The organism is Streptomyces sp. MUSC 14, assembly GCF_001866675.1.
Lineage (GTDB): Bacteria > Actinomycetota > Actinomycetes > Streptomycetales > Streptomycetaceae > Streptomyces.
Genome location: NZ_MLYN01000075.1, coordinates 12,158 through 36,501, shown reverse-complemented (window position 1 = coordinate 36,501; position 24,344 = coordinate 12,158). Strand labels below are relative to the sequence as shown.

The 24,344-nt window shown below is 72.5% G+C and carries 21 protein-coding genes; 9 read left to right on the top strand and 12 right to left on the bottom strand.

The annotated features are described in order from the left end of the window. Nucleotides 1-53 precede the first annotated feature (53 nt). Both BIV25_RS39830 and BIV25_RS39825 read left to right on the top strand, forming a co-directional pair. Nucleotides 54-1,451: an amino acid permease gene (locus tag BIV25_RS39830; RefSeq protein WP_071377447.1), complete on the top strand. Its 1,398-nt coding sequence runs from the start codon at nt 54-56 to the stop codon at nt 1,449-1,451. Between the two features lie 124 nt (nt 1,452-1,575). After that, nucleotides 1,576-2,223, top strand: a complete 648-nt coding sequence (locus tag BIV25_RS39825; protein WP_071377446.1) for a superoxide dismutase — start codon at nt 1,576-1,578, stop codon at nt 2,221-2,223. 125 nt (nt 2,224-2,348) lie between these two features. On the opposite strand, the gene BIV25_RS39820 is transcribed toward BIV25_RS39825, so the two are convergent. After that, the gene (locus tag BIV25_RS39820) at nt 2,349-2,987 is read right to left on the bottom strand and encodes a DsbA family protein (protein ID WP_071377445.1); all 639 of its coding nucleotides are present in this window, start codon (nt 2,985-2,987) and stop codon (nt 2,349-2,351) included. A 130-nt stretch (nt 2,988-3,117) separates the two neighbouring features. On the opposite strand from BIV25_RS39820, the gene pepN (BIV25_RS39815) reads away from it, so the two are divergent. The 3 genes from pepN (BIV25_RS39815) to BIV25_RS39805 all read left to right on the top strand — a co-directional run bounded on the left by pepN (BIV25_RS39815) (nt 3,118) and on the right by BIV25_RS39805 (nt 7,932). Continuing rightward, entirely contained in the window at nt 3,118-5,703 is a 2,586-nt protein-coding gene (gene pepN, locus BIV25_RS39815; protein WP_071377444.1) for an aminopeptidase N, read from the top strand. A 207-nt stretch (nt 5,704-5,910) separates the two neighbouring features. Next, on the top strand, nt 5,911-6,960 hold the full coding sequence (locus BIV25_RS39810; RefSeq protein WP_071377443.1) for a hypothetical protein: 1,050 nt from the start codon (nt 5,911-5,913) through the stop codon (nt 6,958-6,960). Between the two features lie 162 nt (nt 6,961-7,122). Continuing rightward, nucleotides 7,123-7,932 (top strand): SGNH/GDSL hydrolase family protein, encoded by an 810-nt coding sequence (locus BIV25_RS39805; RefSeq protein ID WP_071377442.1) that lies wholly within the window; start codon nt 7,123-7,125, stop codon nt 7,930-7,932. A gap of 16 nt (nt 7,933-7,948) precedes the next feature. Here the strand turns inward: BIV25_RS39805 and BIV25_RS39800 are convergent, their stop codons facing one another. The 6 genes from BIV25_RS39800 to BIV25_RS39775 form a co-directional block, all read right to left on the bottom strand. Then, nucleotides 7,949-9,139: a glycosyltransferase gene (locus BIV25_RS39800; protein WP_071377462.1), complete on the bottom strand. Its 1,191-nt coding sequence runs from the start codon at nt 9,137-9,139 to the stop codon at nt 7,949-7,951. 336 nt (nt 9,140-9,475) lie between these two features. Beyond that, entirely contained in the window at nt 9,476-10,660 is a 1,185-nt protein-coding gene (locus BIV25_RS39795) for a serine hydrolase (RefSeq protein WP_256257118.1), read from the bottom strand. Nucleotides 10,661-10,740: 80 nt separating this feature from the next. Next, a complete protein-coding gene (locus tag BIV25_RS39790; RefSeq protein ID WP_071377440.1) occupies nt 10,741-12,513 on the bottom strand; it encodes a TIGR03767 family metallophosphoesterase in 1,773 nt (590 codons plus the stop codon). Nucleotides 12,514-12,723: 210 nt separating this feature from the next. Then, nucleotides 12,724-13,218 carry an NUDIX hydrolase gene (locus BIV25_RS39785; RefSeq protein ID WP_177235585.1) on the bottom strand — a complete coding sequence of 165 codons (495 nt, stop codon included), beginning with the start codon at nt 13,216-13,218 and terminating at the stop codon, nt 12,724-12,726. Nucleotides 13,219-13,227: 9 nt separating this feature from the next. Continuing rightward, entirely contained in the window at nt 13,228-14,133 is a 906-nt protein-coding gene (locus BIV25_RS39780) for a pyridoxamine 5'-phosphate oxidase family protein (protein ID WP_071377438.1), read from the bottom strand. Between the two features lie 2 nt (nt 14,134-14,135). Next, complete coding sequence (locus tag BIV25_RS39775; RefSeq protein WP_071377437.1) at nt 14,136-14,582, bottom strand: VOC family protein; 447 nt, start codon at nt 14,580-14,582, stop codon at nt 14,136-14,138. A 110-nt stretch (nt 14,583-14,692) separates the two neighbouring features. On the opposite strand from BIV25_RS39775, the gene BIV25_RS39770 reads away from it, so the two are divergent. Next, nucleotides 14,693-15,235 (top strand): CGNR zinc finger domain-containing protein, encoded by a 543-nt coding sequence (locus BIV25_RS39770; protein WP_071377436.1) that lies wholly within the window; start codon nt 14,693-14,695, stop codon nt 15,233-15,235. 51 nt (nt 15,236-15,286) lie between these two features. Here the strand turns inward: BIV25_RS39770 and BIV25_RS39765 are convergent, their stop codons facing one another. Both BIV25_RS39765 and BIV25_RS39760 read right to left on the bottom strand, forming a co-directional pair. Beyond that, entirely contained in the window at nt 15,287-16,144 is an 858-nt protein-coding gene (locus BIV25_RS39765) for a hypothetical protein (protein WP_256257117.1), read from the bottom strand. After that, nucleotides 16,141-16,692: an RNA polymerase sigma factor gene (locus BIV25_RS39760; protein WP_071377435.1), complete on the bottom strand. Its 552-nt coding sequence runs from the start codon at nt 16,690-16,692 to the stop codon at nt 16,141-16,143. The genes BIV25_RS39765 and BIV25_RS39760 overlap by 4 nt, the downstream gene beginning before the upstream one ends. A 309-nt stretch (nt 16,693-17,001) precedes the next feature. Here BIV25_RS39760 and BIV25_RS39755 point away from each other — a divergent pair, with 309 nt between their 5' ends. Continuing rightward, entirely contained in the window at nt 17,002-18,021 is a 1,020-nt protein-coding gene (locus tag BIV25_RS39755) for an aspartate-semialdehyde dehydrogenase (protein WP_071377434.1), read from the top strand. 139 nt (nt 18,022-18,160) lie between these two features. Here the strand turns inward: BIV25_RS39755 and pepN (BIV25_RS39750) are convergent, their stop codons facing one another. Next, entirely contained in the window at nt 18,161-20,737 is a 2,577-nt protein-coding gene (gene pepN, locus BIV25_RS39750) for an aminopeptidase N (RefSeq protein WP_071377433.1), read from the bottom strand. 112 nt (nt 20,738-20,849) lie between these two features. Here pepN (BIV25_RS39750) and BIV25_RS39745 point away from each other — a divergent pair, with 112 nt between their 5' ends. After that, on the top strand, nt 20,850-21,344 hold the full coding sequence (locus BIV25_RS39745) for a DUF1203 domain-containing protein (protein ID WP_071377432.1): 495 nt from the start codon (nt 20,850-20,852) through the stop codon (nt 21,342-21,344). A gap of 131 nt (nt 21,345-21,475) precedes the next feature. Further along, on the top strand, nt 21,476-21,724 hold the full coding sequence (locus BIV25_RS39740; protein WP_071377431.1) for a hypothetical protein: 249 nt from the start codon (nt 21,476-21,478) through the stop codon (nt 21,722-21,724). Nucleotides 21,725-21,841: 117 nt separating this feature from the next. On the opposite strand, the gene BIV25_RS39735 is transcribed toward BIV25_RS39740, so the two are convergent. Next, on the bottom strand, nt 21,842-22,744 hold the full coding sequence (locus BIV25_RS39735) for a LysR family transcriptional regulator (RefSeq protein WP_071377430.1): 903 nt from the start codon (nt 22,742-22,744) through the stop codon (nt 21,842-21,844). Nucleotides 22,745-23,428: 684 nt separating this feature from the next. Then, entirely contained in the window at nt 23,429-24,334 is a 906-nt protein-coding gene (locus BIV25_RS39730) for a DMT family transporter (protein WP_071377429.1), read from the bottom strand. Nucleotides 24,335-24,344 lie beyond the last annotated feature (10 nt).

Sequence of the window (24,344 nt, the reverse complement as noted above, 5' to 3'; positions counted from 1 at the left end):
CGCCCACACTGGCGGGGTTTTTGCCCGCCCATTGCAGGGGGAGAGCCGCGCCCATGCCCGCACCGGAACCGACGACGAAGACGCCGCCCCAGCAACAGCAGCAGGGTGGCGCCTCTCTTTCGCACGGCCTCAAACAGCGCCATCTGTCGATGATCGCCCTCGGCGGGGTGATCGGCGCGGGCCTGTTCGTCGGCTCCGGTGCGGGCATCGCCGCCGCCGGGCCGTCCATCATCATCGCCTACACGGTCTCCGGCCTGCTGGTGATGCTGGTGATGCGGATGCTGGGCGAGATGTCGGCCGCCTACCCGTCCTCGGGCTCCTTCTCGGCGCACGCCGAGCGGGCGATCGGCCCGTGGGCGGGCTTCACCGCCGGCTGGTCGTTCTGGATCCTGCTGTGCACGGCCGTCGGACTGGAGGGCATCGGCGCGGCCCACATCGTCTCCGGCTGGCTGCCCGGCACGCCCGAGTGGCTGTGGGTGGCGCTGTTCATGGTCGTCTTCTGCGGGACGAACCTGGCCGCCGTGAAGAACTTCGGCGAGTTCGAGTTCTGGTTCGCCACCCTGAAGGTCGGCGCGATCTCCCTCTTCCTGATCCTCGGCGTGCTGGCCATCACCGGCGTCCTGCCCGGCACGGACGCGCCCGGCACCTCGAACCTGTCCGACTTCTTCCCGCACGGCAGCAACGGCCTGATCATCGGCCTGCTCGCGTCCGTCTTCGCCTACGGCGGCCTGGAGACGGTCACCATCGCGGCGGCCGAGTCGGAGAACCCGGTACGGGGCGTGGCGTCCGCCGTCCGTACGGCGATGTGGCGCATCGCCCTGTTCTACATCGGCTCGATGGCGGTCGTGGTCACCCTGGTCCCTTGGAACTCCGGGGCGGTCGTCTCCGAGGGCCCCTACGTCGCCACGCTCGACCACCTGGGCATCCCCGGCGCGGGCCGGCTGATGAACGTGGTCGTCCTGGTCGCCCTGCTCTCCGCGATGAACGCCAACATCTACGGCGCCTCACGCATCGCCTACTCCCTGGTCGACCGCGGCCAGGGTCCGAAGGTGCTGGCGAAGCTGTCCGGCGGCGTCCCGCGCGTCGCGGTGCTGACCTCCTCCGTGCTGGGCTTCGTGTGCGTGCTGCTCAGCTACTGGCGGCCGAACGACATCTTCAAGTGGCTGCTGAACATGATCGGCGCGGTCATCCTGGTCGTCTGGATCTTCATCGCCGTCTCCCAGCTGCTGCTGCGCCGCCGCATCGAGCGCGAGAGCCCCGAGAAGCTGGTCGTGCGCATGTGGGCGTTCCCCGTCCTCACCTGGGTCGCCCTGGCCGGCATGGCCGCGATCTTCGTCCTGATGGCGCGCGAGGCGGACACCCGCGTCCAGCTGTACTTCACCGGCGGCATGACGGCGGTACTGGCGGCCGTGGGCTACGGCCGCCAGAAGATACGGGCCAAGACCGGCTGACGCCTCCGCCCGCCCGCGAAGGCCCCCGCGTTCGACACGCGGGGGCCTTTCTGTTGCCCCGGCACTCTTGTTGCTAGCCTGCACTTGCAAGTACTTTGCAATAAGGTTCCGGAGGGGATCACCCATGCCCGTCTACACGCTGCCCGACCTGCCGTACGACTACTCCGCGCTCGCCCCCGTGATCAGCCCGGAGATCATCGAGCTGCACCACGACAAGCACCACGCGGCCTATGTGAAGGGCGCCAACGACACGCTGGAGCAGCTGGCCGAGGCGCGGGACAAGGAGAGCTGGGGCTCGGTCAACGGGCTGGAGAAGAACCTGGCCTTCCACCTCTCCGGGCACATCCTGCACAGCATCTACTGGCAGAACATGACCGGCCCGAAGGACGGCGGCGGCGAGCCGCTCGCGGCCGACGGGGTGGGCGAGCTGGCCGAGGCGATCAAGGAGTCGTTCGGGTCCTTCGCCGCGTTCAGGACCCAGTTGTCCAAGGCCGCGGCCACCACCCAGGGCTCCGGCTGGGGCGTGCTGGCGTACGAGCCGCTGAGCGGGCGGCTGGTCGTCGAGCAGGTCTACGACCACCAGGGCAACGTCGGCCAGGGCTCGACCCCGGTCCTGGTCTTCGACGCCTGGGAGCACGCCTTCTACCTCCAGTACCGCAACCAGAAGGCCGACTTCGTCGAGGCCATGTGGGCCGTCGTCAACTGGCAGGACGTGGCCCGCCGTTACGAGGCCGCGAAGTCCCGCGCGAACGTGCTGCTGCTCGCCCCCTGAGGCCCGGAGGCCCCACAGGCCCCAGAACGTCCTGCCTCGTGATCGTCTTCTCACCCTTCACGACGGCAGGCGGAAAGAAGGAGACCCCCGCGAGGACGTGACTCGCGGGGGTCTTCCGTCGTGGCCTACAGGTTGCTGAAGTCCGGGCCCTTGGTGCGGGTCCGCTTGATCTCGTAGAAGCCCGGCACCGATGCCACGGCGAGGGTGCCGTCCCACAGCCGGGCCGCCTCCTCGCCCTTGGGGGCCGGGGTGACGACGGGGCCGAAGAAGGCGATCTGCTCGCCGTCGGGGCCCGGGACCGCGATGACCGGGGTGCCGACGTCCTGGCCGACCTTGTCGATGCCCTCCTTGTGGGAGGCGCGCAGCTCGGCCTCGTAGGGGGTCGAGTCCCAGTGGTCCATGAGGGAGTCGGGCAGCCCGACGTCCTTCAGGGCGGCCGCCACCGTCGACTTCTCCGGGCCCTCCTCCCGGTTGTGGATGCGGGTGCCGAGCGCGGTGTAGAGGTCGCCGAGCACCTGCGGGCCGTGCTCCTGCTGGGCCGCGATGACGACGCGGACCGGGCCCCACGCCTTGGTCTCCAGCAGCTCCCGGTACTCCTCGGGCAGCTCGTCGAGCCTGTTCTCGTTGAGGATGCCGAGGCTCATCAGGTGCCAGCGGACCTCGATGTCCCGGACCTTCTCCACCTCCAGCACCCAGCGGGAGGTCATCCAGGCCCAGGGGCACAGCGGGTCGAACCAGAAGTCGACAGGAGTCTTGTCCGACATGTCTCTCCTCACGAGGAACCTTTTCCGCGTGAACGCCACCGGTCGCGCTGCCATTCCCTGCTGACCCGGTCGGGGCACGTGGCAGGATCGGCCTGTCCACATACCGAACACCAGCCAAGGAGTGCCGCCCGTGCCCGGTGAGAATCTGTCCCGCGACGAGGCCCGGGAGCGGGCCGCCCTGCTGTCGGTCGACGGGTACGACGTGTCCCTGGACCTGCGGTCCGCCGTCGGCGACGGAGAGTCCGAGGGCGGAGCGCCGCGCACGTTCCGCTCGGTGACCACGATCCGCTTCCGCTGCACCGAGCCGGGCGCCGCGAGCTTCGCCGACCTGATCGCGCCGGGCGTGACGTCGGTGTCGCTCAACGGACGCGACCTGGACCCGGGCGAGGTCTTCGACGGCGCGCGGATCCTCCTGGAGGACCTGGCGGCGGAGAACGAGCTGGTGGTGGACGCCCGGTGCGCCTACTCCCGCACCGGCGAGGGCCTGCACCGCTTCGTCGACCCCGAGGACGGCGAGGTCTACCTCTACACGCAGTACGAGCCGGCCGACTCCCGGCGGGTGTTCGCGAACTTCGAGCAGCCGGACCTGAAGGCGCCGTTCCGCTTCGAGGTCCGGGCCCCCGAGGGCTGGACGGTGTGGAGCAACGGCGCGGGCGAACTGGCCGACGGCGTCTGGAAGTTCGCCGAGACCAGGCCGATCTCGACGTACATCACCTGCGTGGTGGCGGGGCCGTACCACTACGTGACCGACTCCTACACGCGCACCTTCGAGGACGGCTCCAAGCTGGAGATCCCGCTCGGCGCGATGTGCCGCAAGGGGCTCGCCCCGCACTTCGACGCCGACGACGTCTTCCTGATCACCAAGCAGGGCCTGGACTTCTTCCACGACCACTTCGACTACCCGTACCCGTTCGGGAAGTACGACCAGGCGTTCGTGCCCGAGTACAACCTGGGCGCGATGGAGAACCCCGGTCTGGTGACCTTCCGCGAGGAGTACATCTTCCGCGGCAAGGTGACGCAGGCGTCGTACGAGGCGCGGGCCAACGTCATCCTGCACGAGATGGCGCACATGTGGTTCGGCGACCTGGTCACCATGGAGTGGTGGGACGACCTGTGGCTGAAGGAGTCCTTCGCGGACTTCATGGGCTCGTTCGGGAACGTCGGCGCGACCCGTTTCACCGGCGCCTGGATCACCTTCGCCAACCGCCGCAAGGCGTGGGCGTACCGCGCGGACCAGCTGCCCTCCACGCACCCGATCACGGCGGACATCCGTGACCTGGAGGACGCCAAGCTGAACTTCGACGGCATCACGTACGCCAAGGGCGCCTCGGTGCTCAAGCAGCTGGTGGCGTACGTCGGCCAGGACGCGTTCCTGGAGGGCGCCCGCCGCTACTTCAAGCGGCACGCGTACGGCAACACGCGCCTCGGCGACCTGCTGTCGGCGCTCGGCGAGACCAGCGGCCGGGACATGTCGGCGTGGGCGCGCTCCTGGCTCCAGACGGCCGGGGTCAACTCGCTGACCCCGCAGGTGCTGCTCGAAGACTCCCGCGTCGTTGAGCTCGCGGTGGTGCAGGAGGCGCCCGAGGCCCACCCCGAGCTGCGGCCGCACCGGGTCGCGGTGGGGCTGTACCGGCGTACGGCCGAGGGCGCGCTTGAGCGGTACGCGCGCGTGGAGACCGACGTGCAGGGCCCGCGCACGGTCGTCGCGGAGCTGGCGGGCGCCGACGCGCCGGACCTGGTCCTGGTCAACGACGACGACCTGACGTACTGCAAGATCCGCTTCGACGCGGCCTCGCTGGACACCCTGCGCGCCCGGCTGGGCGAGCTGACGGACCCGCTGGCGCGGGCGCTGTGCTGGTCGGCGCTGTGGAACATGACGCGGGACGCGCTGCTGCCCGCCCGGGACTTCATCGCGCTGGTGCTGAGGTTCGCGGGCCGGGAGTCCGACATCGGCGTGCTCCAGATGCTGCACGCGTGGGCGGAGTCGGCGGCGGTGCACTACACCGCGCCCGAGCGGCGCGCGGAGGCGGGGCGGGAGCTGTGCCGGGGCGCCTCGGCCGAGCTGCACGCCGCCGAGCCGGGCAGTGAGCACCAGCTGGCGTGGGCACGTTTCCACGCGCGTGTGGCCGACGCGCCGGAGGCGTTCGAGCTGCTGACCGGGCTGCTCGACGGCACGACGACGATCGACGGCCTGGAGATGGACCAGGAGCTGCGCTGGGCGTTCCTGGAGCCGCTGGCCGCGCACGGCGTGGCGGACGAGTCGGCGCTGGCGGCCGAACTGGCCCGCGACGACACGGCGTCCGGCAAGCGCCACCAGGTCCGCTGCCTCGCGGCCCGCCCCTCGGCGGCGGTCAAGGCGCAGGCATGGGCGCAGGTCGTGGAGTCCGACGCGCTGTCGAACGCGCTGGTGGAGGCGACGATCGCGGGCTTCGACCAGGCCTCGCAGCGGGAGCTGACCGCGCCGTACGCCGAGAAGTACTTCGCGGCGATCGAGCGGGTGTGGCGGGAGCGGTCGATCCAGATCGGCATGGACGTCGTACGGGGCCTGTTCCCGGCGCTCCAGGACCGGCCGGAAACGCTGGCGGCGACGGACGCCTGGCTTCAGGAGCACCGGGACGCGGCCCCGGCGCTGCGCCGGCTCGTCCTGGAGGCGCGGGACGACCTGGCGCGGGCGCTGCGCGCACAGGAGTGCGACGCGGCGGCCGGCACCCGCTGAGCCTTGGCCTGAGCCTGCCCGGCAGGTGACCGTTACGAAATCCGGTCAGCCGTAGCCGTAACCCCTGGTCCGCCCCCATTCGGACCAGGGGTTTTCGCTGCCTATTCGGCACCCGAACACCTGACCTTTAGTCCCGGCTTGTCCGTATTCTTCAACGGCCGTGTAACAGCGGTTAAAGGGGGGACGAGACGCGGGAATCCCGACGCCATGACGCACAACACCCCGCTCTCCCCCCGCCCCCTCCGCCATCTCTCCCAGGCCCACCGCCGCGTCATGACGGCGGGCCGGCTGCGCGCCCACGGCGTGACGGCGGCCGAGCTGAACGAGCAATGCCGCCCCGGCGGCCCCTGGCAACAACTGCTCCCCCACGTGGTCCTGCTCCACCCCGGCCCGCCCACGGGCGAGGAGTGGCTGCACGGCGCCCTGCTGTACGCGGCCCGCGAGGACGCGCCCGAGAAGACGCCGGCCGTCCCGTCCCAGCCGACGGCGGAGGACGCCCACCGTCCGGCCTACCCCGAGGTGATGATCACCGGTCTCGCCGCGCTGGCCCTGTACGGCTTCTCGGCCACTCCGCCGCTCACCTCCCTGGACCACGTGCAGGTCCTCGTCCCGCGCAAGCGCCGACTGCGCTCCGCGGGCTACGTGCGCATCCTGCGCACCCCCGCCCTGCCCACACCCCGCACGGTGACGGGCCTGCCGGTGGCGCCGGTGCCCCGGGCCCTGGCGGACGCGGTCACCGAGCTGACCGACGGGCAGACGGTACGGCGGCTGCTGACCGAGGCCGTGCGCGGCGGCCACTGCGAACCCGCGGCCGTGGTACGGGAGTTGACCCAGGCGAAGCTGCTGAACCTCCCCCATGTGATCGACGCCGTGGACTCGCTGCTGGCGGAGGGCCGTTCGATCGCCGAGGACCGCCTGTACCGGATGGTCCGCGACCACGCCCTGCCCGACCCGGTCTGGAACGTCGACCTGCGCCTGCCCGGCGGCCCGCACCTCGGTGGCCTGGACGCGTACTGGCCCGACCAGGCGGTGGCGGTCGAGCTGGACACCAGGGCGCCCCGCCAGGACGACGACACGCTCTGCTCGGAGTACACCCGCAAGCGCGAGCACCTGGAACGCCTCGGGATCACGGTCGTGTACGTCACGCCGAGGAAGCTCCGCGAGTCGCCGGAGCAGCAGGCGACGGTGGTCCGTACGGCCCTGATGGCGTCCGCCGACCGCGACCCGGCCGCGTATGTCGTGGTGCTCCCCCGGTAGTGACGGACCGAAGGAGCGCCGACGGGGGAGGCAGGAGGGGAGAGGAGGGGCCACCGGACGGATTCCGGTGGCCCCTCCTCGGCGTTCCGTGACGCTCCGCTCTCACCCGACCGGCCGAGGCCGGCGGGCGGTGCCGGCCTCGGCCGCGGTACACCGGGACGTATGCGACACACCCGGATGGCCGCATGCTGCTCCGCCCTCGTGCTCGCCACGGCCTGCCTCGCCACCGCCCCCGCCTCGGCGCAGGGCGCGCCCCGGACGCCGGCCCCGGGCTACGTGGCCCTCGGCGACTCCTACTCCTCCGGCGTCGGCGCCGGCGACTACCTCCCCGGCCGCAAGGAGTGCAAGCGCAGCAGCCGGTCGTACCCGATGCTGTGGGCGGCGGCGCACCACACGGCGGCCTTCGCCTTCCCCGCGTGCAACGGCGCCAAGGTCGGCGACGTCCTCGGCGGACAGCTCGGCGCGCTCGGCCCCCGCACCCGGCTGGTCACGCTCACCGTCGGCGGCAGCGACGTGGGCTTCGGCTCCGCGATGGCGATCTGTGCGCTGGGCGGCCCCGTCCCCTGTCTCACGGCCGTCTCCCAGGCGCGCACCATCATGGCGCGCGCCCTCCCGCGCAGCCTGGACCGGCTCTACTCGGCCATCCGGGACCGGGCTCCCGCCGCGCACGTCGTGGTGCTCGGCTATCCGCACCTGTACCACCTCAGGGGCACCTGCCGCGGCGGCCTCCAGGACGCCGAGCGTGCCGCCATCGACAGTGCCGTGGACCGTCTCGACGCCGTGATCGCCGGGCGGGCGACCGGCCACGGGTTCGCCTTCGCCGACGTCAGGGCCGCCTTCGCCGGCCACGAGATCTGCTCCCGCGACCCCTGGCTGCGCAGCGTCGACCCGTTCGCGCTGACCGAGTCGTACCACCCGACGGCCCCGGGCCAGGCGCACGGCTACTTCCCGGCCCTCGACCGGGTCTCCTGAACCGTGGCCGGGCGGGCTACAGCTCGACGATCCGCCGGCCGCCGACGTGTGAGGCGTAGACCTCGTCCAGCAGCGTGGCATAGGCCGCGATCATCCTCGTCCGGCTGAAGCGCTCCCGGCTCAGGTCCAGCGCCGCCCCCAGCTCCGCGCGGGACGCGATCGCGGCGGACCAGGCCAGGGCGATCGCGGCCGGGTCCGGCGGGGTGACGAAGCCGAGGCCCTCGACGATCGACGCGCTGTCGCCGACGTCGGTCGTCACCGGGACCGCGCCGCACATCATGCCCTCGATCAGGCACAGCGGAGCCGCCTCGCCCACGACGGAGGTCAGGGCGACGACGTCGGCACCGGCGTACACGGCCTGCATGTCGTGCCGGACCCCGAGGAGCCCGATCCGCTGCGCGAGGTGCCGGTCCGCGCCGAACGCCACCTCGACGTCGGCCCGCAGGGCGGGGTTCTCGCCGGTCATGCCCGCCCCGCACATCAGCACGTGGCCCTCGGGTTCGCGGGCCAGCCAGGCGCGAGCGGCGGCGAGGAGGAGCGGGACGTTCTTCATCGGCGCGTACCGTGCCGCGAAGACGATCACCGGGGCCTGGGCGCCGATCCCCAGGGACGCCCGGAAGGCGAGGCGCGCCGCCGGGTCCGGGCGGAAGCGGAGCAGGTCCACCCCGTTCGGGATCACGTGCAGCAGGGCGGCCGGGATGCCCGCCGCCTCGTACGCCGCCCGGGTCGACTCCGCGCAGCACACGCACGCCACGACCGTGCCGTCCGCGATGGAAGCCTTCAGTTCGTCCAGTGCGGGCCCCTGGTTCTCCGGGTCGGAGCGGTGCAGGCCGACCACGACCGGGCGGCGGGGCAGACCGGCCTGGTTCACCAGCGCCAGCGGCTGCTCCTTCAGGGAGAGGACGACGTCCGCGCCCGCCATCGCACGGGCTGTTTCGGCCATCTCCGGGCCGCTGAAAACGTTCGCCGCCAGCGCCCCGTCCACCAGCCCGGCGCTGCGGCCCAGCGAGGTGACGCCGACCCCGGCGGCCGTCAGCGCCCGGTAGCAGGCGTCGTCCTCCATGCGCTGCCGGGTGGCCTCGCGGCGGACCTCGCCATGGATGCTCAGCACCCGGTGGGACTGGCCGCCCTCGGCCAGTCCCAGTACGACGTCGCTGTGCACGATCCGGGCGCCTCCGGAGAAGAAGCCCTCGTAGACCGACAGCACCCGCAGTCCGTGCGTCGCGCGCACACGACCACCCGCCTTGCATCAACGATCGAGAAGATCGAGCCATCCCCGTGAACAGCGGGTTAGCCGATATGAGGCGGTACAGACGTTTCATCCGAATGAACACGGCATATCGGATCAGGGTCCGGCCGATGACACCACACGCTGCAACGCGCCGTTCATGACCGTGAAGAGGGTGCCGTTGTCCTCAGCCGTGTTGATCTGGGCCGGCCCGTTGCCGGCCGGAGCCGGCGGCCGTGCTGCGGGACGATCCGGACGGCCACGCGGCCGTGACCCGTCTCGCGGCATCGCCGTACAGCACGGAACCCAGCACGCCTACGGCACGTCACCCCGCCCACCGCAGAACTCGGCTTCCGTCACCGCTCCCGTGTCGCCCGTCCAGTCGCCGTTGAGGTTGACCGCCACGGAGTGCCGGCCGTCCTCGCTCGTGGCTGCCTCGGACGCCGAGCCGTGGATGCCGCCGGTGTGTCCCCAGACGTGGACGCCGCAGGTCAGCCTGGTGTCCATGAGGCCGAGGCCGTAGCGGACGTTCGGGGCGATCCGGCTGGCGACGGTGGTCTTCATCTCCTTCAGCTGCCGGGGCGGGAGGAGTTCTCCGCCGAGCAGGGCGCCGTAGAAGCGGTCCAGGTCGGCCGAGTCGGAGATCATCTCGCCGGCGGAGGAGGCGATGGACGGGTTGAGCTCCGTGACGTCGTACGTGGGGCCGCCCGGGTTCGCGAACTTCGAGTACGCCCGGCTGCTCGGCCACGGCAGGGCGGTCCTCGTGCCGGGCACGGAGGTCGCGGTCAGCCGCAGCGGCCGGATGACGCGGTGCTCGATCTCGGTGGCGTAGGAGTGGCCGGTGACCTTCTCGATCACCATCCCGGCGACGACGTAGTTGGTGTTGGAGTAGTTCCAGGAGGTGCCCGGCGCGAAGTCCGGCTGGTGCCGCATCGCGATCGCCACCAGGTCCTGCGCGGTGACGGTGTCGCGGCGGTGCGCGTAGAAGCCGTCCGGGGTGAAGTAGGTGCGCCGGAAGTCGGGGTCGGCGAGGTAGTCGTGGATGCCGCTGGTGTGGTTCAGCAGTTGGCGGACGGTGATGCGGCTGCCGTCGTTGCCGTTCCCGTGGACGAGGCCCGGCAGCCATTTCGCCACCGTGTCGTCCAGGGACAGCCGGCCCTCCGCCTCCAGTTGGAGCAGCACGGTGGCGACGAAGGTCTTGGTGATGCTGGCGACGCGGTAGCGGTCGGCCGCCGAGCGCGGCTCGCCCGTGCGCAGGTCGCCCACGCCCGCCGTGGTGGACCAGGTGCCGTGGGTGTCCCTCGCGGTGGCGGTCGCGCCGGGCACCCCGGCCGTGACGGCGGCCTCGACGGCCTTGCGGGTGGCGGCGTGCCCGCCACCCGCAAGGCCCTCACCCGTACTGCCGCCTGCGGCGAACGCCGGAGCCGCCAGGGCGGCCGAGACGAGCAGGGCGGCGGCGCCCACCAGAGTCGTACGTGCACGCATGTCTTCCCCCAGCATGTGATGAACGATGCGGTCGGGGGATGAAACCGGTGCCGGATACGTGAAGGTTGCTCGACGTTACGCCAGTTGGGTGATTTTCAGCTCTTCTTGAGCACCAGCTCGGTGTTCCGGTCCCCCGCCGTGCCGCCGAGGCTCGTGTCGGCGCCGGGGGCGTTGCAGGCCAGTTCGCGGTAGAGGGCGGCCAGACCGGTCTGGGAGAGGTCGGAGAAGTCGGTGCGGTGCGGGGCGGCCGACTCGATCAGGGTGGTGAAGACCGAGATCGTGCCGTCCTTGTTGTCGACCAGCTCGATGACCCGGGCGAGGTGGGGGAAGTCGATGTGGGAGGCGGTGGAGATCTCCCAGAAGGAGTGGCCGCCGGAGGAGCCCTGGTGCGGGGTGACGACGTTCTTGTGGACGTGGCCGTTCACCCAGGCCAGGACGTTCGCGTGGGCGGACAGCAGCGAGAGCACCTCGGCACCGGTGTGCCGCTGTTCGCCGGGGCGGGCCGGGTCGGGGCGGGTGTTGTTCATCGTCTTGCTGGTGTGGTGGCTGAAGACGACGACGTGGGCGTCCTTGTTGTCCTTCAGCGTCCTGGCGAGCCAGTTCAGCTGGGCGGTGCCGACGGAGCCGTTGTAGTGGCCGCCCGCGTCGGTGGTGTCGAGGCTGATGCCGATGACGTCGGCGGAGACGCGGAAGGCGTAGTACTGGGTGGCGGCGTCGAGGTTGGCGGCGGAGTAGCCGTGGCCGACCGGGCCGAGCCCCTGGTGGGCGGGGTCCAGGTGGGCCTTGAGGTAGTCGGCCGGGGTGTACGGCGCCCGCCGCTCGTCCGGCGTGACCGAGCGCATGGAGCGGGCGTGGGCCTTGAGGAAGTCGCGGTAGCCGGTGCCCTTGGGGTCGGTGGCGTGGTTGATGCTGTCGAGGAGCTTCCTGGCGTCGGCGGCCGGTACGTCCATCAGCTTCTTGCCGCCGACGGCCGCCTCGGCGAGGTAGCGGTCGCCGTGGGAGCCGTAGGCGCCGAGCGGGAGGGTGTCGTGGTTGCCGACGGTGGAGTACCAGGGCAGGTTGAGGCCGGGGCTCCTGAGCTCGCGGGTCGCGGCGGCCAGGAAGCCCCGCAGATGCGGGAAGCCGAGCGTCTTGTCGCGGTCGCGCAGGGTGGAGTCGGGCTGCCAGTACAGCTTCAGCCCGCTGTTCTGCACGCCCTCGTAGTGCCTCGGGTCACCGGTGTTCGGGGTGATGCGGCCGCCGCTCATCACCTTCATGAACCACTCCAGTTCGGAGCGGGCGTTGTTGTCGGTGTTGTCGCCGGTGGTCATCACGAAGTGCAGGGGGGAGCCGGTGACGGGGGCGCCGCGCAGGGCGTTGACCCGCTCGACGAGCGAGATGGCGCCGGGCACGGTGAGCAGCTCCTGCGGGCGCCAGGAGTGCACGTCCGCCGCGCGCAGGAACTCCCAGCGCAGGGGGTGCTGGACGTCCATCAGATGCAGGTCGGTGAACTGCACGAACGCGGCGAGCGTCGTACGGCGGTTCGCGCGGCCGGAGGTGGGCACGGCCAGCTCCTCGCGCACCACGCGTGGCCAGCCGGGGCCGTCGCCGAGGCGGCGGTAGGCGCCGCCGCTGAGCGGGGTGGCGACGGAGGCGAGGGTGGTGCCCTTGGTGTAGGGGGCGAGCGGGCCGGCCGCGGCCTGCCGGGAGTGGGCGACGGGCACGTCGTCACCGGTGCCGGCGGCGGTGGCGGCCTCGCTGTCGGTGGGGCGCAGGGCGTAGCCGACGCCCGCGGAGAGCGAGACCGCTCCGGCGGCGGCGAGGACGGTACGGCGGTGGACCCCCGGGCCGGAGCCCGTGGAGGTGGCGACAGAGCGTGTGCGCGACATGGCGCGATCTCCCCGAGTGCGAACGCGTCGGCAGTGGTCGCGGGCCGTCGCAGGCGCGAACACCCCGCTCGCACTGGATGCTTGGCACCGGGAATGGCCTGTGCGTGAACGCGGCGGCAACGCGCGGCGCCGATCACCGTACGTGGATCACGGGGCCTGCCTGCGGCCATGGAGTGGACGGGGAGCGGATCGCGCGCGGCCGGAGGCCGGTCACTCCTCGTTCATCTGCCGGGGCAGGGGCCCTGCCTCCGGGCGTCCGTGGGACGGGCGTCCATGGGGCGGGCGCTCGCGCCACAGTCCGAGGGCGATGTCGACGAGGGGTACGCGGTGGAGTCCGGGTACGGCGTCCAGCGGCTGCCAGGCGGCGAGGTCGGTGGATCCGCCGACCTCGTACCGGAGTTCGCCGCCCGTGACCTCGGCGGCGTAGACGATCCGGACCCCGTGGTGGTCCGTGCGCCGGCCGACGCGCGGGTTCCCGACCAGCCGGTGGGAGTGGACGCCGAGGAGGTCGGTGACCCGGATCCGGTAGCCGGTCTCCTCGGTGACCTCACGGCGGACGGTGTCGTACGGATCCTCGCCGTGCTCCATGCCGCCGCCGGGCAGCACCCACTCGGGCGTCCCGTCCGGGCCCGGCGAGCGGGCGAGCAGGAGCTGTCCGTCGCGGATGCACACGGCGTAGGCCGCCACCCTCAAGTTCCTTCGCATGCGCGGACGTTAGCGTGCGATGTCCGGATTCGCCGGTGAATATTCGGGGGCGGACCAGCGCAGCGGCAGGGCGCCCGGGGTCCACCGGGCAGCGGTGAGCGCGAAGCGGACGGTACGCCCGCCGTCGGCCGTGCACCCGGTGTGCGCCTCGCCGGTGAGCTGGAGGGTGTCGCCGGTGGTCCAGTCGAGGAAGAGCAGCCCGGCGCGCGGGTCGGTGCGCAGGTTGCCGAGGGTGAGGAACATGGCGTTGCCGGGGTAGTCGGGCCAGACGAGTTCGCGCGGTGAGGCGACCCGGACGAAGCCGGGGTTGCCGCCGCGGTGACTGGCGTCGGCGCCGCCGCCGTGCACGGTGGCGAGGAAGAAGGTGTCGGCCCGCCGGACGAACTCCCGCTGCCCCTCGGTGAGTTCGGTGCGGACCTGCGGGGTTCCGGGCGTGCGGTCGGCGACCGTCTCGTACGACTCCCGGCGCTGGATGTACTTGGGGCAGTTGGCGAAGACCTGGTCCGCCTCGACGGCGAAGCCCCGTGCCGTGGGCCGCAGCCGGCCGTTCAGGCGCATCCGGCGGCGGGTGCGGGGGTCGAGGGCGATGGTGCCGATGCGGGTGCCGGGGGTGTGCAGGGCCGGGGCGAGCGCAGCGTCCGGGCGACCGGCCGGGTGCGGGCCCTCGGCGGTGACGACCGACATCTGCCGGGGGCCCGTCGCCCGGACGAACCCCGGCGCCCCCGTCAGCGCCGACGCCCACACCCGCCCGGTCCCCGGGTCCGCCGCGCCGACGACGAGCAGGGGCTGGACTTCCAGGAAGGCCGCCGCCACCGGCTTGATGTCCTGACCGAGGGAGCGGCCGACGTGGTCGGCGCGGTCACGGACGCCCAGCAGCTCCTGCACGGCGAGCGAGCCCGCGTGGTAGGCGCCCATGGCTAGAAGAATCCGCAGGTCGGAGCGGCCTCGTACGGGGCGGGGGCACCCTCGGGGCCGAGCGGTGCGGAGATCTCCACGCGGATGCCGTCCGGGTCGTGGAAGAAGATCCCGCCCGAGGCGCCGCCCTCCCGGTGGGCGACGACGCCCTCGTGGGCGAAGTCGGTCCCGGCGGCCCGCAGCGCGGCCTCGTAGGCGCGGACCTGGTCGACGGTGTCCACGGCGAGGGCCAGGTGGTGCAGTCCGGGTCGGCCGCTGTCGTACGTCCCCTGTGCCTGCTGCCAGAGGGTGACGAGCGGAGGGCCGCCGCTCTCCCCCAGCAGCGCCCAGCGCCGGTCGTCCTCCTTGCCCTCGGCGAGTACGGCGAGGCCGAGGAGGTCGCGGTAGAGGGCGAGGGAGCGGTCGAGGTCGGTGACGTTCAGGCCGGTGTGCGCGAGGCGGGGCGCCATGGCTGCTCTCCTTCGGGATGACTAACCTACGTAATCAACGTTAGGGGGTTAGAGGCGGCAGAGTCAACCGGTAACGTACGATTGAGCGGTTAGAGGAGAAGGAGAGTCCCATGCCCGCCGCCCCCGATCCCCGCCCGCTCACCGGCGAGCCCCTCGCCCTCGACCTGCTCAACACCCGGTGGAACCGGGAGAGCGAGACCCAGGACCTGCTCGACGCCCCCGAGGGGCTCGCGGTGTGGCTGGCGAGCAACGGACTGGCCGGCGCGCACCCGGCCGACGCGGCCGCACTGCGCCATCTGCGCACGGCCCGCGAGGCACTCACGGCCGCCGTGCACGGCTCACCGGGGCAGGCGGCGCCGCTCGTGGACGCCGTCCTCGCGCACGGCCGGATCCGGGCTCGGCTGACCGCCGAGGGCCCCGCCGAGGAGCCCGAGTTCGCCGACCCGGCCTGGGGCCCGGCCTGGCTCGCCGCCCGGAACTACCTGGACCTGCTCACCCGGGCCCCGGAGCGGATCCGCACCTGCGCCGGCGGCGGCTGCATCCTGCACTTCTTCGACACGTCACGGAACGGCACCCGCCGCTGGTGCTCGATGGCCGCGTGCGGCAACCGCGCGAAGGCGTCCCGGCACTACGCGCGCTCGAAGGAGAGCTGACCGGCCCGCGCCGACGCCGTACCGCCCCGCCGCCGATCCGCTGCCGCCCCGCTACCGCCCCGCCCGGGAGGGGTCGCCCGACGGGCAGCCGAGATGCCGGGAGGCGGGCAGCGACTCGGTGATCCAGGCCCGGCCGACGGCCACGCGGGCGTCTCCGACGACCCACAGGTGCGCGTCCTGCCCGCCCGCGAGGACCGTGACGAGCACGTGCTGCCCCGCGCGCGGGGCCGGCCGCGCACCGCCGTCCAGCAGGAAGCCGACCTCGGCCGGGCCGTGGGCGGGCTTGTAGGAGCGGGTCACGGTGAGCGTGACCCGCTGCCAGGAGGACGCCTTCTCCGGCGTCACCCGGGCCACGGTGCCCTCCACCACCAGCCGGGAGCAGGCGAGTTCGCGCTCCGGGTCGGCCGGGCGGCCCTGGTCCGCCCCGCGGACCGGCCGGCTCTTGGCGTCGGACGCCGTACTCGCGCCGCCGGCCGTACCGGAGTCGTGCGTCACCAGCCAGCCGAAGCCGGCGACCATCGCGAAGGCCGCGGCACCGGCGAGCGAACCGAGCGCGAAGCGGAGGGCGGGGCGTCGGCCGGAGCGCGGCGGCCGTACCGGATGGACCGGAGGTTCCGGACGTGCGACGGCCGCTCTCCCCTCCTCCCCTTCCGCCTCGGCCTCCGCGTCTGCGGCCAACGCCTCGCCCAGCCAGGCGAGTTGCTCCCTCAGTACGGCCACGTCGGCTGCGGCCGCGCGGTGCTCGGCGACGAAGGCGGGGTCCCGGCGGGCCTCCTCCGGCAGCGGTTCCCCGATGATGGCGGCCATCAACGCGTCCACTCCGTCGTACTCCCGGCCGTCCCCGCCGTCATCCGCACCCGCACCCGCACCCGCACCCGCACCGGTCGTACCCCCGTACTCGGCGGTCATCTCACACCACCCCGTCCCCCGTGGTTCCCGTAGTCCTCGTGCAGCCGGCCGCGCAGGGCGCGGACCGCCGTGTGCAGCCTGCTCTTGACCGTGCCCTCCGGGATGCCCAGTTCCCCGGCGATGTCCCGCACGGGCAGGTCGGCGAAGAAGCGCAGCACGAGCACCTGCCGCTGGACGGCGGGCAGTTCGTCGCGGCCCCGGGCCACGGCGAGGGAGAGCAGGCTGGCCTCCTCGCCGGAGGGATGCGCGGGTGCGCGCAGCGCGGCCAGCCGCTCGCCCAGCCGGTCCTGGCGCCGCCTGGCCCGGTGCCAGTCCATGGCGAGGCGGGAGGCGACGACCGCCGCCCACGCCGACACGTCCCGCGGCGCCTCCTGGCCGTTCGCGGTCCGCTCCAGCAGCCGCAGCCGGACCTGCTGCACCCCGTCCGGCAGGTCCGACTGCGGCACCCCGCCGAGCGCGAGCACCGCCCGCACCCGGCGTTCCTGGGCCGCGTCCAGAGGATCGCCCTGATCGTCCCCCTGGACACGGCGGGCCGTTCCGCGCAGCACCCAGCCACCCCCTCACCGCGTTTCCCCTACGACGCGGCTGCGCACGGAAACGTTCGACCGGGTTTTCCGGAATCCGCGCCGAGGCGTACCTCACACCGGCGCACGGACCTGCACGGCTTGCGGCGAAGGGAGATCGTCAGGCGAATTTCTCCAGCTCAGAAGGGGTGCGACGGGAGTTCCGCAACCGGCCGTCGCGCTCTGGTGTCCCAGTACTCGGGCATGACACGCAAAGAATTGGACAGGCGGACCGGGGTCGGCCGCATGATGGAAAAGCCGCGTACACGCAGAGAACACCTAGAAGGAGTCGCCGTGAGGGTCGGAATCGTCGGAGCCACCGGTCAGGTCGGCACGGTCATGCGCAGGATCCTCACGGAGCGGAACTTCCCGGTCACGCAGCTGCGCCTGTTCGCCTCGGCCCGTTCGGCGGGGACCGTGCTGGACGGCGTCACGGTGGAGGACGCGGCGACCGCCGACTACACCGGCCTCGACATCGTGCTCTTCTCCGCCGGCGGCACGACATCCAAGGCGCTCGCCGAGAAGGTCGCCTCCCAGGGCGCCGTCGTGATCGACAACTCCTCGGCCTGGCGCCGGGACCCGGACGTCCCCCTGGTGGTCTCCGAGGTGAACCCGCACGCGATCGCCGACCGCCCCAAGGGCATCATCGCCAACCCGAACTGCACGACGATGGCCGCGATGCCGGTCCTGAAGCCGCTGCACGAGGAGGCCGGTCTGGAGGCGGTCGTGGTCGCCACCTACCAGGCGGTGTCCGGCTCGGGCCTCGCGGGCGTCGCCGAGCTGCACGGCCAGGTGCAGAAGGTCGCGGCCGACGCCGACAAGCTCACCCACGACGGTGCGGCGGTCGACTTCCCCGAGCCGAACGTCTACAAGCGCACCATCGCCTTCAACGTGCTCCCCTTCGCCGGCAACCTCGTCGAGGACGGTCTGAACGAGACCGACGAGGAGCAGAAGCTGCGCAACGAGTCCCGCAAGATCCTGGAGATCCCCGAACTGAAGGTCTCCGGCACCTGCGTGCGCGTCCCGGTCTTCTCCGGCCACTCCCTCCAGATCAACGCCCGCTTCGCCCGCCCGATCCCCCCGGAGCGCGCGACCGAGCTGCTCGCCGCGGCCCCGGGCGTCACCCTCTCCGACATCCCGACCCCGCTCCAGGCAGCCGGCCAGGACCCGTCGTACGTCGGCCGCATCCGCCGCGACGAGACGGTGGACAACGGCCTCGCGCTGTTCGTCTCCAACGACAACCTCCGCAAGGGCGCCGCACTGAACGCGGTCCAGATCGCGGAGCTGGTGGCGGCGGAGCTGTCCGCCAAGTAGGACACCCGGCACGGCACCGGGGCGGTCGCGTGCGCGCGGCCGCCCCTGCCGTCTGCCGGGCCCGGGTGAGGGCCTGCGGTGTGCGCACCGGGAAAGGGCGCCCGGCACGAAGCACGGGCGCCCTCACTCGCCGTACTGCCTACTGACCGGCCGCCGCGTCCGCCGCCTGGGCGTTCAGGGCGCGCTCCACGCCCGAGCGGGACTCGGAGACGAGGCGGCGCAGGGCCGCGTTCGGCTCGGCCGCGGTGAGCCAGGTGTCCGTCTTGGCCAGGGTCTGCTCGGAGACCTGGACCGACGGGTACAGGCCGATGGCGATCTGCTGGGCGATCTCGTGCGAGCGGGAGTCCCAGACGCCCTTGAGGGCCTCGAAGTACCGGTCCGTGTACGGCGCCAGCAGCTCGCGCTGGTCGGTCTGCACGAAGCCGCCGATCACGGCCTCCTGCACGGCGTTCGGCAGCCCGTCGGAGTCGACGACCGAGGCCCAGGCCTCCGCCTTCGCCTCCGGCGTCGGGCGGGCCGCCCGTGCCGTCGCCGCGTGCCGTTCGCCGGCCGCGGTCTTGTCCCGCTCGTACTCGGCCGCGATCTCCGCCTCGTCGAAGCGGCCGACCGCCGCGAGGCGCTGCACGAACGCCCAGCGCAGCTCGGTGTCCACGGCCAGGCCCTCGACGGTGTGGGTGCCCTCCAGCAGGCTCTCCAGCAGGTCCAGCTGTTCCGGCGTGCGGGCCGTCGCCGCGAAGGCGCGGGCCCAGGCCAGCTGGTGGTCGCTCGCCGGCTCGGCCGCGCGCAGGTGCGCGAGCGTGGCGTCGGTCCAGCGGGTCAGCAGGGACTCGCGGGCGGCCGGGTCGGCGTACAGGTCGATGGCGAGCTTGACCTGGCGGTGCAGCGACTGCACGACGCCGATGTCGGACTCCTTGCCGATGCCCGACAGGACCAGGGAGAGGTAGTCGCGGGCGGCCAGTTCGGCGTCCCGCGTCATGTCCCAGGCCGACGCCCAGCACAGCGCGCGCGGCAGGGAGGCGTCGAAGTCGCCGAGGTGCTCGGTGACGAACGCCAGGGACTCCTCGTCCAGTCGGACCTTGGCGTACGACAGGTCGTCGTCGTTGAGCAGCACGACCGCCGGGCGGCGCCTGCCGCTCAGCTGCGGTACGGCCGTCAGCTCGCCGTCGACGTCCAGCTCGATGCGCTCGGTACGCACCAGCTTGCCGCTCGCGGCGTCGAGGTCGTACAGGCCGATCGCGATGCGGTGCGGACGCAGGGTCGGCTCGCCCTTGGCGCCGGCGGGCAGCGCCGGGGCCTCCTGGCGGACGGCGAAGGAGGTGATGACGCCGTCGGCGTCGGTGGCGAGCTCCGGGCGCAGGACGTTGATGCCCGCGGTCTCCAGCCACTTCTTCGACCAGGTCTTCAGGTCGCGCCCGGAGGTCTCCTCCAGCGCGCCGAGCAGGTCGGACAGGCGGGTGTTGCCGAAGGCGTGCCGCTTGAAGTACGCCTGCACGCCCTTGAAGAACTCGCCCTCGCCGACGTACGCGACGAGCTGCTTGAGCACGCTCGCGCCCTTGGCGTACGTGATGCCGTCGAAGTTGACGAGCACGTCGTCCAGGTCGCGGATGTCCGCCATGATCGGGTGCGTGGACGGCAGCTGGTCCTGCCGGTACGCCCAGGTCTTCATGGAGTTCGCGAACGTGGTCCACGAGTGCGGCCAGCGCGAGCCCGGGGCGGCGGCCTGGCAGGCGATGGAGGTGTAGGTGGCGAACGACTCGTTCAGCCACAGGTCGTTCCACCACTCCATGGTGACGAGGTCGCCGAACCACATGTGGGCCAGCTCGTGCAGGATCGTCTCGGCCCGCACCTCGTACGCCGCGTCGGTCACCTTGGACCGGAAGACGTACTGGTCGCGGATGGTGACGGCGCCCGCGTTCTCCATCGCGCCCGCGTTGAACTCCGGCACGAACAGCTGGTCGTACTTGGCGAAGGGGTACGCGTAGTCGAACTTCTCCTGGAACCAGTCGAAGCCCTGCCGGGTCACCTCGAAGATCGCGTCCGAGTCCAGGAACTCGGCGAGCGAGGGGCGGCAGTAGATGCCGAGCGGCACGGACTGCCCGTCCTTCTCGTACACGCTGTGCACGGAGTGGTACGGGCCGACGATCAGCGCGGTGATGTACGACGAGATGCGCGGGGTCGGCTCGAAGATCCAGACGTTGTCCTTCGGCTCGGGCGTCGGCGAGTTCGAGACGACCGTCCAGCCGTCGGGCGCCGTCACGGTGAACTGGAAGGTCGCCTTCAGGTCGGGCTGCTCGAACGAGGCGAAGACCCGGCGGGCGTCCGGCACCTCGAACTGGGTGTAGAGGTACGCCTGCTCGTCGACCGGGTCGACGAAGCGGTGCAGCCCCTCGCCGGTGTTGGTGTACGCGCAGTCGGCGACGACCCGCAGGACGTTGCGGCCCGCCAGCAGGCCCGGCAGCGCGATCCGCGAGTCCGCGAAGACCTCGGCGGGGTCGAGCGTGTCACCGTTCAGACTCACCTCGTGGACGGTGGGCGCCACCAGGTCGATGAAGGACTCGGCTCCGCCGCGGGCGACGTCGAAGCGCACCGTGGTCGCGGACCGGTAGGTGCCGCCCTCCTGCGCGCCGGAGAGGTCGAGCTCGATCTCGTACGAGTCAACGGTGAGCAGCTCGGCCCGCGCTTGCGCCTCTTCGCGAGTCAGGTTTGTGCCAGGCACGCGGTCATCTCCTCGTTATGTGTCGGTTGCGTCATCCTTCCATGCGATCCACACGGAACGCGATGTCCGGTTCCCGCCGGTGACCGCGGTGGCCGGAACGGACGCTTGAGGCATGACGACGACAACGGCACACACGGCACGTCCGATCGCCCCCGAGGTCCTCCGGTCGCTGCGGGTCACCGACGACGCGGGCCGCCGCGCGGTGCCCTTCACCGACGCCGAGGGCGGCGCCCCGCTGCGCTGCTGTTTGCGCAGGAGTGTCCCCGGGGAGGCGATCGCCCTGGTCTCGTACGCCCCGCTGCGCCGCTGGGCGGCCGAGACCGGCGCCCACCCCGGCGCCTACGACGAACAGGGCCCGGTCTTCGTCCACGCCGAGGACTGCGCGGGCCCGGCCGACCCCGCCGCCCTGCCCTTCACCAACGCCCCCCGCGTACTGCGCCGCTACTCCCGCGAGGGGCACATCCTCGGCGGCCGCCTGGTGACCGACGCCCTCCCCGACGCCTTCACCGACGCCCTCACGGAGGCCTTCACCGATCCGGAGGTGACGCTGGTGCATGTACGGGCGGTGGAGTACGGGTGCTTTCTGTACGAGGTGCGGCGGGGCTAGGGCCTGAGCGAGTCTCAGTTCCCCCCGAATGGCTTTCCCGATGAGCGCCGCGGCGGGCAGCGGCCTAGCCTCCGAGATGAGCGCAATGTGGATCTTCTGATGGTGCGCTCGATCCGTCCCGAGGAGGAAAAATGCGCCTGATATCCAAGCTCGCCGTTACGGCCGCCGTCATCACCGGTGTCGGTGTGATGGGTGCCGGTCCCGCCCTTGCCCAGCCCGCGGTGCAGATGCGCGGCGGACATGGATGCCGTACCCACAACCAGAATCTCGACATCCTGGGTGAGGTGGGCATCCTCAACGGGCTGCTCGGCAACGCGCTGAACGGCGAGGGAAGCCCTGGTGCGCAGTCCACCGACATGGGTACCGACTGCGATCGCTGACAGTCCGTCCGGCCTGCGGTGAGCCGCACGTTTGGTCTCCGAGTGGATGCAGAAGGCCTCGTACCGTGACCGGTACGGGGCCTTCGCGTCGGGCGGCGCCACGGCGGCGGGCAGCCGTCAGCGCCCGCCCGCCGCCGCGTCCCGCAGGGCCTCCAGTACCCGGCCCACCGCCCGCCCCGACTCGCCGCCCCTGCGGACCGCCGCCGTGACATGCCGGACCGGGCCGTCCGGACCGAGGTCCCGCAGCACCACCCCGTCCCGCCGGCCCGCGGCCATCCGGGGGACCAGCGCCACGCCCATGCCCGCCTCGACCATGGCGAGGATCGCGGTCCAGCCGGAGGCGGAGTGGCCCTGGTGGGGGCTGAATCCGGCCGCCTCGCAGGCACGACGGGTGATGTCCGACCAGGGGCCGCTGCCACCGAAGATCCAGGGTTCGGACGACAGGTCGGTCAGGGTCAGGCCGGGGGCCGACGCCAGGGGGTGATCGGGGGGCAGGGCCACGTCCAACGGATCGGCCAGCAGCGGCACTTGGGTGAGCCGCGGATCGGCCGCGCTCGGAGCCTCGGCCGCCAGCGACAGGGCGAGGTCGACGTCACCGGCGGTCAGCAGTTCGTAGGCCTCGGCCGCCTCCGCCTCCCGCACGCGGACACTCACCCCGGGGTGGGCGTCCCGCAGGGCCCGTACGGCCGGTACGACCAGGGCGGGCACCGAGGTGGCGAAGGCGCCCACCCGGACCTCCCCCGCCTCCCCCTCGGCGTACGCCGCCAACGCCGCCTCCGCACGCTCCAGTTGCTCGAAGACCGGCTCCGTCTGCGCCAGCACCAGCCGGGCCCCGTCGGTGAGCCGCACCCGGCGGCCCCGTGCCTCCAGCAGGGGCAGACCGAGCTGCCGGGCGAGATTGGTGAGCTGCTGGGAGACCGCGGAGGGGGTCATGTGCAGGGCCTCCGCCGCCGCGGTCACCGTTCCGCGCTCCCGCAGAGCACGCAGGATCTGCAACTTACGGATGTCCCACTCGACCATGCGCGCACGCTACACGCCGCCGCACGACACGCCTGGGCCTGCGGCACACCTTCGTCCACGGCATGCCCCGGTCCACTACGATCCCGGGGCCCACCGCGATCGCGGTCCACCGCCGAGCCATCACTGCGGCCCGGGACACCGCGCCTCCGGCGGACCGCCACGACCAGCTCCGCAGCCCGGGACACCGCAGCTCGATGAATCGCCACAGCCAACCCCCCCAGCCCGAAACACCGCAGCTCGATGAACCGCCACAGCCACCCCCCCCAGCCCGAAACACCGCAGCTCGATGAACCGCCACAGCCGTCACCGCGGCCCGCCTCCACAGCCCCGGCCCACCGCCGCCACCAACCCCGCGACCCCTGCCCGCCGCGGACCCGACACCGCCACAGCCATCACCGCGGCCCCGTCTCCACGACCCCGGCCCACCGCCGCCACCAACCCCGCGACCCCTGCCCGCCGCGGACCCGACACCGCCACAGCCATCACCGCTGACCTGGACCCCCCGGCCCCGGTCGACCGCCGCCGCCATCACCACGGCCCCGCCTCCACGACCCCGGCCCACCACCGCCACCAACCCCCCGACCCCCGTCCACCGCGGCCCCCGTCCGCCGCCACCATCCCCGCGACCCCGAACACCGCCGCACTTCTGGCACCACCGCCCTGACACCGCCGTCCCCGACACCGTCACCGGCGAGATCCAGCGCCCAGGACGACCCCGCCCAGGATCAGGGCCATCGACAGCAGTTGCGGCCATCCGGTCGTCTCGCCGAGGAGGGCCCAGGACAGCAGGGTCACGCAGAGGGGCTGAAGGTAGTAGACGATGCCCGCGCGGGTCGCGCCGATCAGGGTGATGGCCTTGTTCCAGGCGAAGAAGGCCACCGCCGAGGAGGCCACGCCCACGTAGAGGAGCGGCAGGACCGTGCCGGGGGTCGGGGCGAAGCCGCCCTGGACGGCCACGCTCGCCGCCTGGACGGGCAGAAGCAGGAGGGCACCGATGACGAACGTCGCGAACAGGAAGGCGGTGCCGCCGAGTTCGGCCGGCTTGCGGCGCAGCAGCGCGCTGTAGCCCGCGAAGCAGCAGGCGGCCGCGATCATCCACAAATCGCCCGCCGAGAACCGCGCGGCGCCGCCCACGAGCAGGGCCACGCCCGCGCAGGCGATCAGCAGCCCGGTGGCGCGCCGCGCGCCGAGCCGTACGCCGCCGAGGCGTTCGAGGACCGCCATGAGCACCGGCGAGGCGGCCATGATCATGCCCATCGTGGCGGCCGGGGTGGTCAGTCCTGCCTGGTTGACGAGGGTGTTGTAGACGGCCACGCCGAGGAGCGAGGTGAGGAACACGTAGCGGGCGTGGCGGCGGAACAGGGCCCGCCTGCGCCAGGCCTGCCGGGCACCGAACGGCGCCACGGCGAGCAGGGCGATCACCCAGCGCCAGAAGGCGTGCTGGATCGGCGGGACGCTGTCGTGCAGACCGCGGGAGGCGACGAAGCTGCCGGACCAGACGACCGTCGCGAGGGCGGCGCAGGCGAGGCCCAGGACAGGGGCGGCGGAGGTGGAGGCAGAGGTGGGGGTCCGGGGGAGGACGGCGGTCACGGGGGTCCTT

Bases quoted from the DNA above. Each gene is read 5' to 3' on its own strand.
- BIV25_RS39830 (WP_071377447.1), top strand. From the start codon at position 54: ATGCCCGCACCGGAACCGACGACGAAGACGCCGCCCCAGCAACAGCAG.
- BIV25_RS39825 (WP_071377446.1), top strand. From the start codon at position 1,576: ATGCCCGTCTACACGCTGCCCGACCTGCCGTACGACTACTCCGCGCTC.
- BIV25_RS39820 (WP_071377445.1), bottom strand. From the start codon at position 2,987: ATGTCGGACAAGACTCCTGTCGACTTCTGGTTCGACCCGCTGTGCCCC.
- BIV25_RS39810 (WP_071377443.1), top strand. From the start codon at position 5,911: ATGACGCACAACACCCCGCTCTCCCCCCGCCCCCTCCGCCATCTCTCC.
- BIV25_RS39805 (WP_071377442.1), top strand. From the start codon at position 7,123: ATGCGACACACCCGGATGGCCGCATGCTGCTCCGCCCTCGTGCTCGCC.
- BIV25_RS39795 (WP_256257118.1), bottom strand. From the start codon at position 10,660: ATGCTGGGGGAAGACATGCGTGCACGTACGACTCTGGTGGGCGCCGCC.
- BIV25_RS39790 (WP_071377440.1), bottom strand. From the start codon at position 12,513: ATGTCGCGCACACGCTCTGTCGCCACCTCCACGGGCTCCGGCCCGGGG.
- BIV25_RS39785 (WP_177235585.1), bottom strand. From the start codon at position 13,218: ATGCGAAGGAACTTGAGGGTGGCGGCCTACGCCGTGTGCATCCGCGAC.
- BIV25_RS39780 (WP_071377438.1), bottom strand. From the start codon at position 14,133: ATGGGCGCCTACCACGCGGGCTCGCTCGCCGTGCAGGAGCTGCTGGGC.
- BIV25_RS39775 (WP_071377437.1), bottom strand. From the start codon at position 14,582: ATGGCGCCCCGCCTCGCGCACACCGGCCTGAACGTCACCGACCTCGAC.
- BIV25_RS39770 (WP_071377436.1), top strand. From the start codon at position 14,693: ATGCCCGCCGCCCCCGATCCCCGCCCGCTCACCGGCGAGCCCCTCGCC.
- BIV25_RS39765 (WP_256257117.1), bottom strand. From the start codon at position 16,144: ATGACCGCCGAGTACGGGGGTACGACCGGTGCGGGTGCGGGTGCGGGT.
- BIV25_RS39745 (WP_071377432.1), top strand. From the start codon at position 20,850: ATGACGACGACAACGGCACACACGGCACGTCCGATCGCCCCCGAGGTC.
- BIV25_RS39740 (WP_071377431.1), top strand. From the start codon at position 21,476: ATGCGCCTGATATCCAAGCTCGCCGTTACGGCCGCCGTCATCACCGGT.
- BIV25_RS39735 (WP_071377430.1), bottom strand. From the start codon at position 22,744: ATGGTCGAGTGGGACATCCGTAAGTTGCAGATCCTGCGTGCTCTGCGG.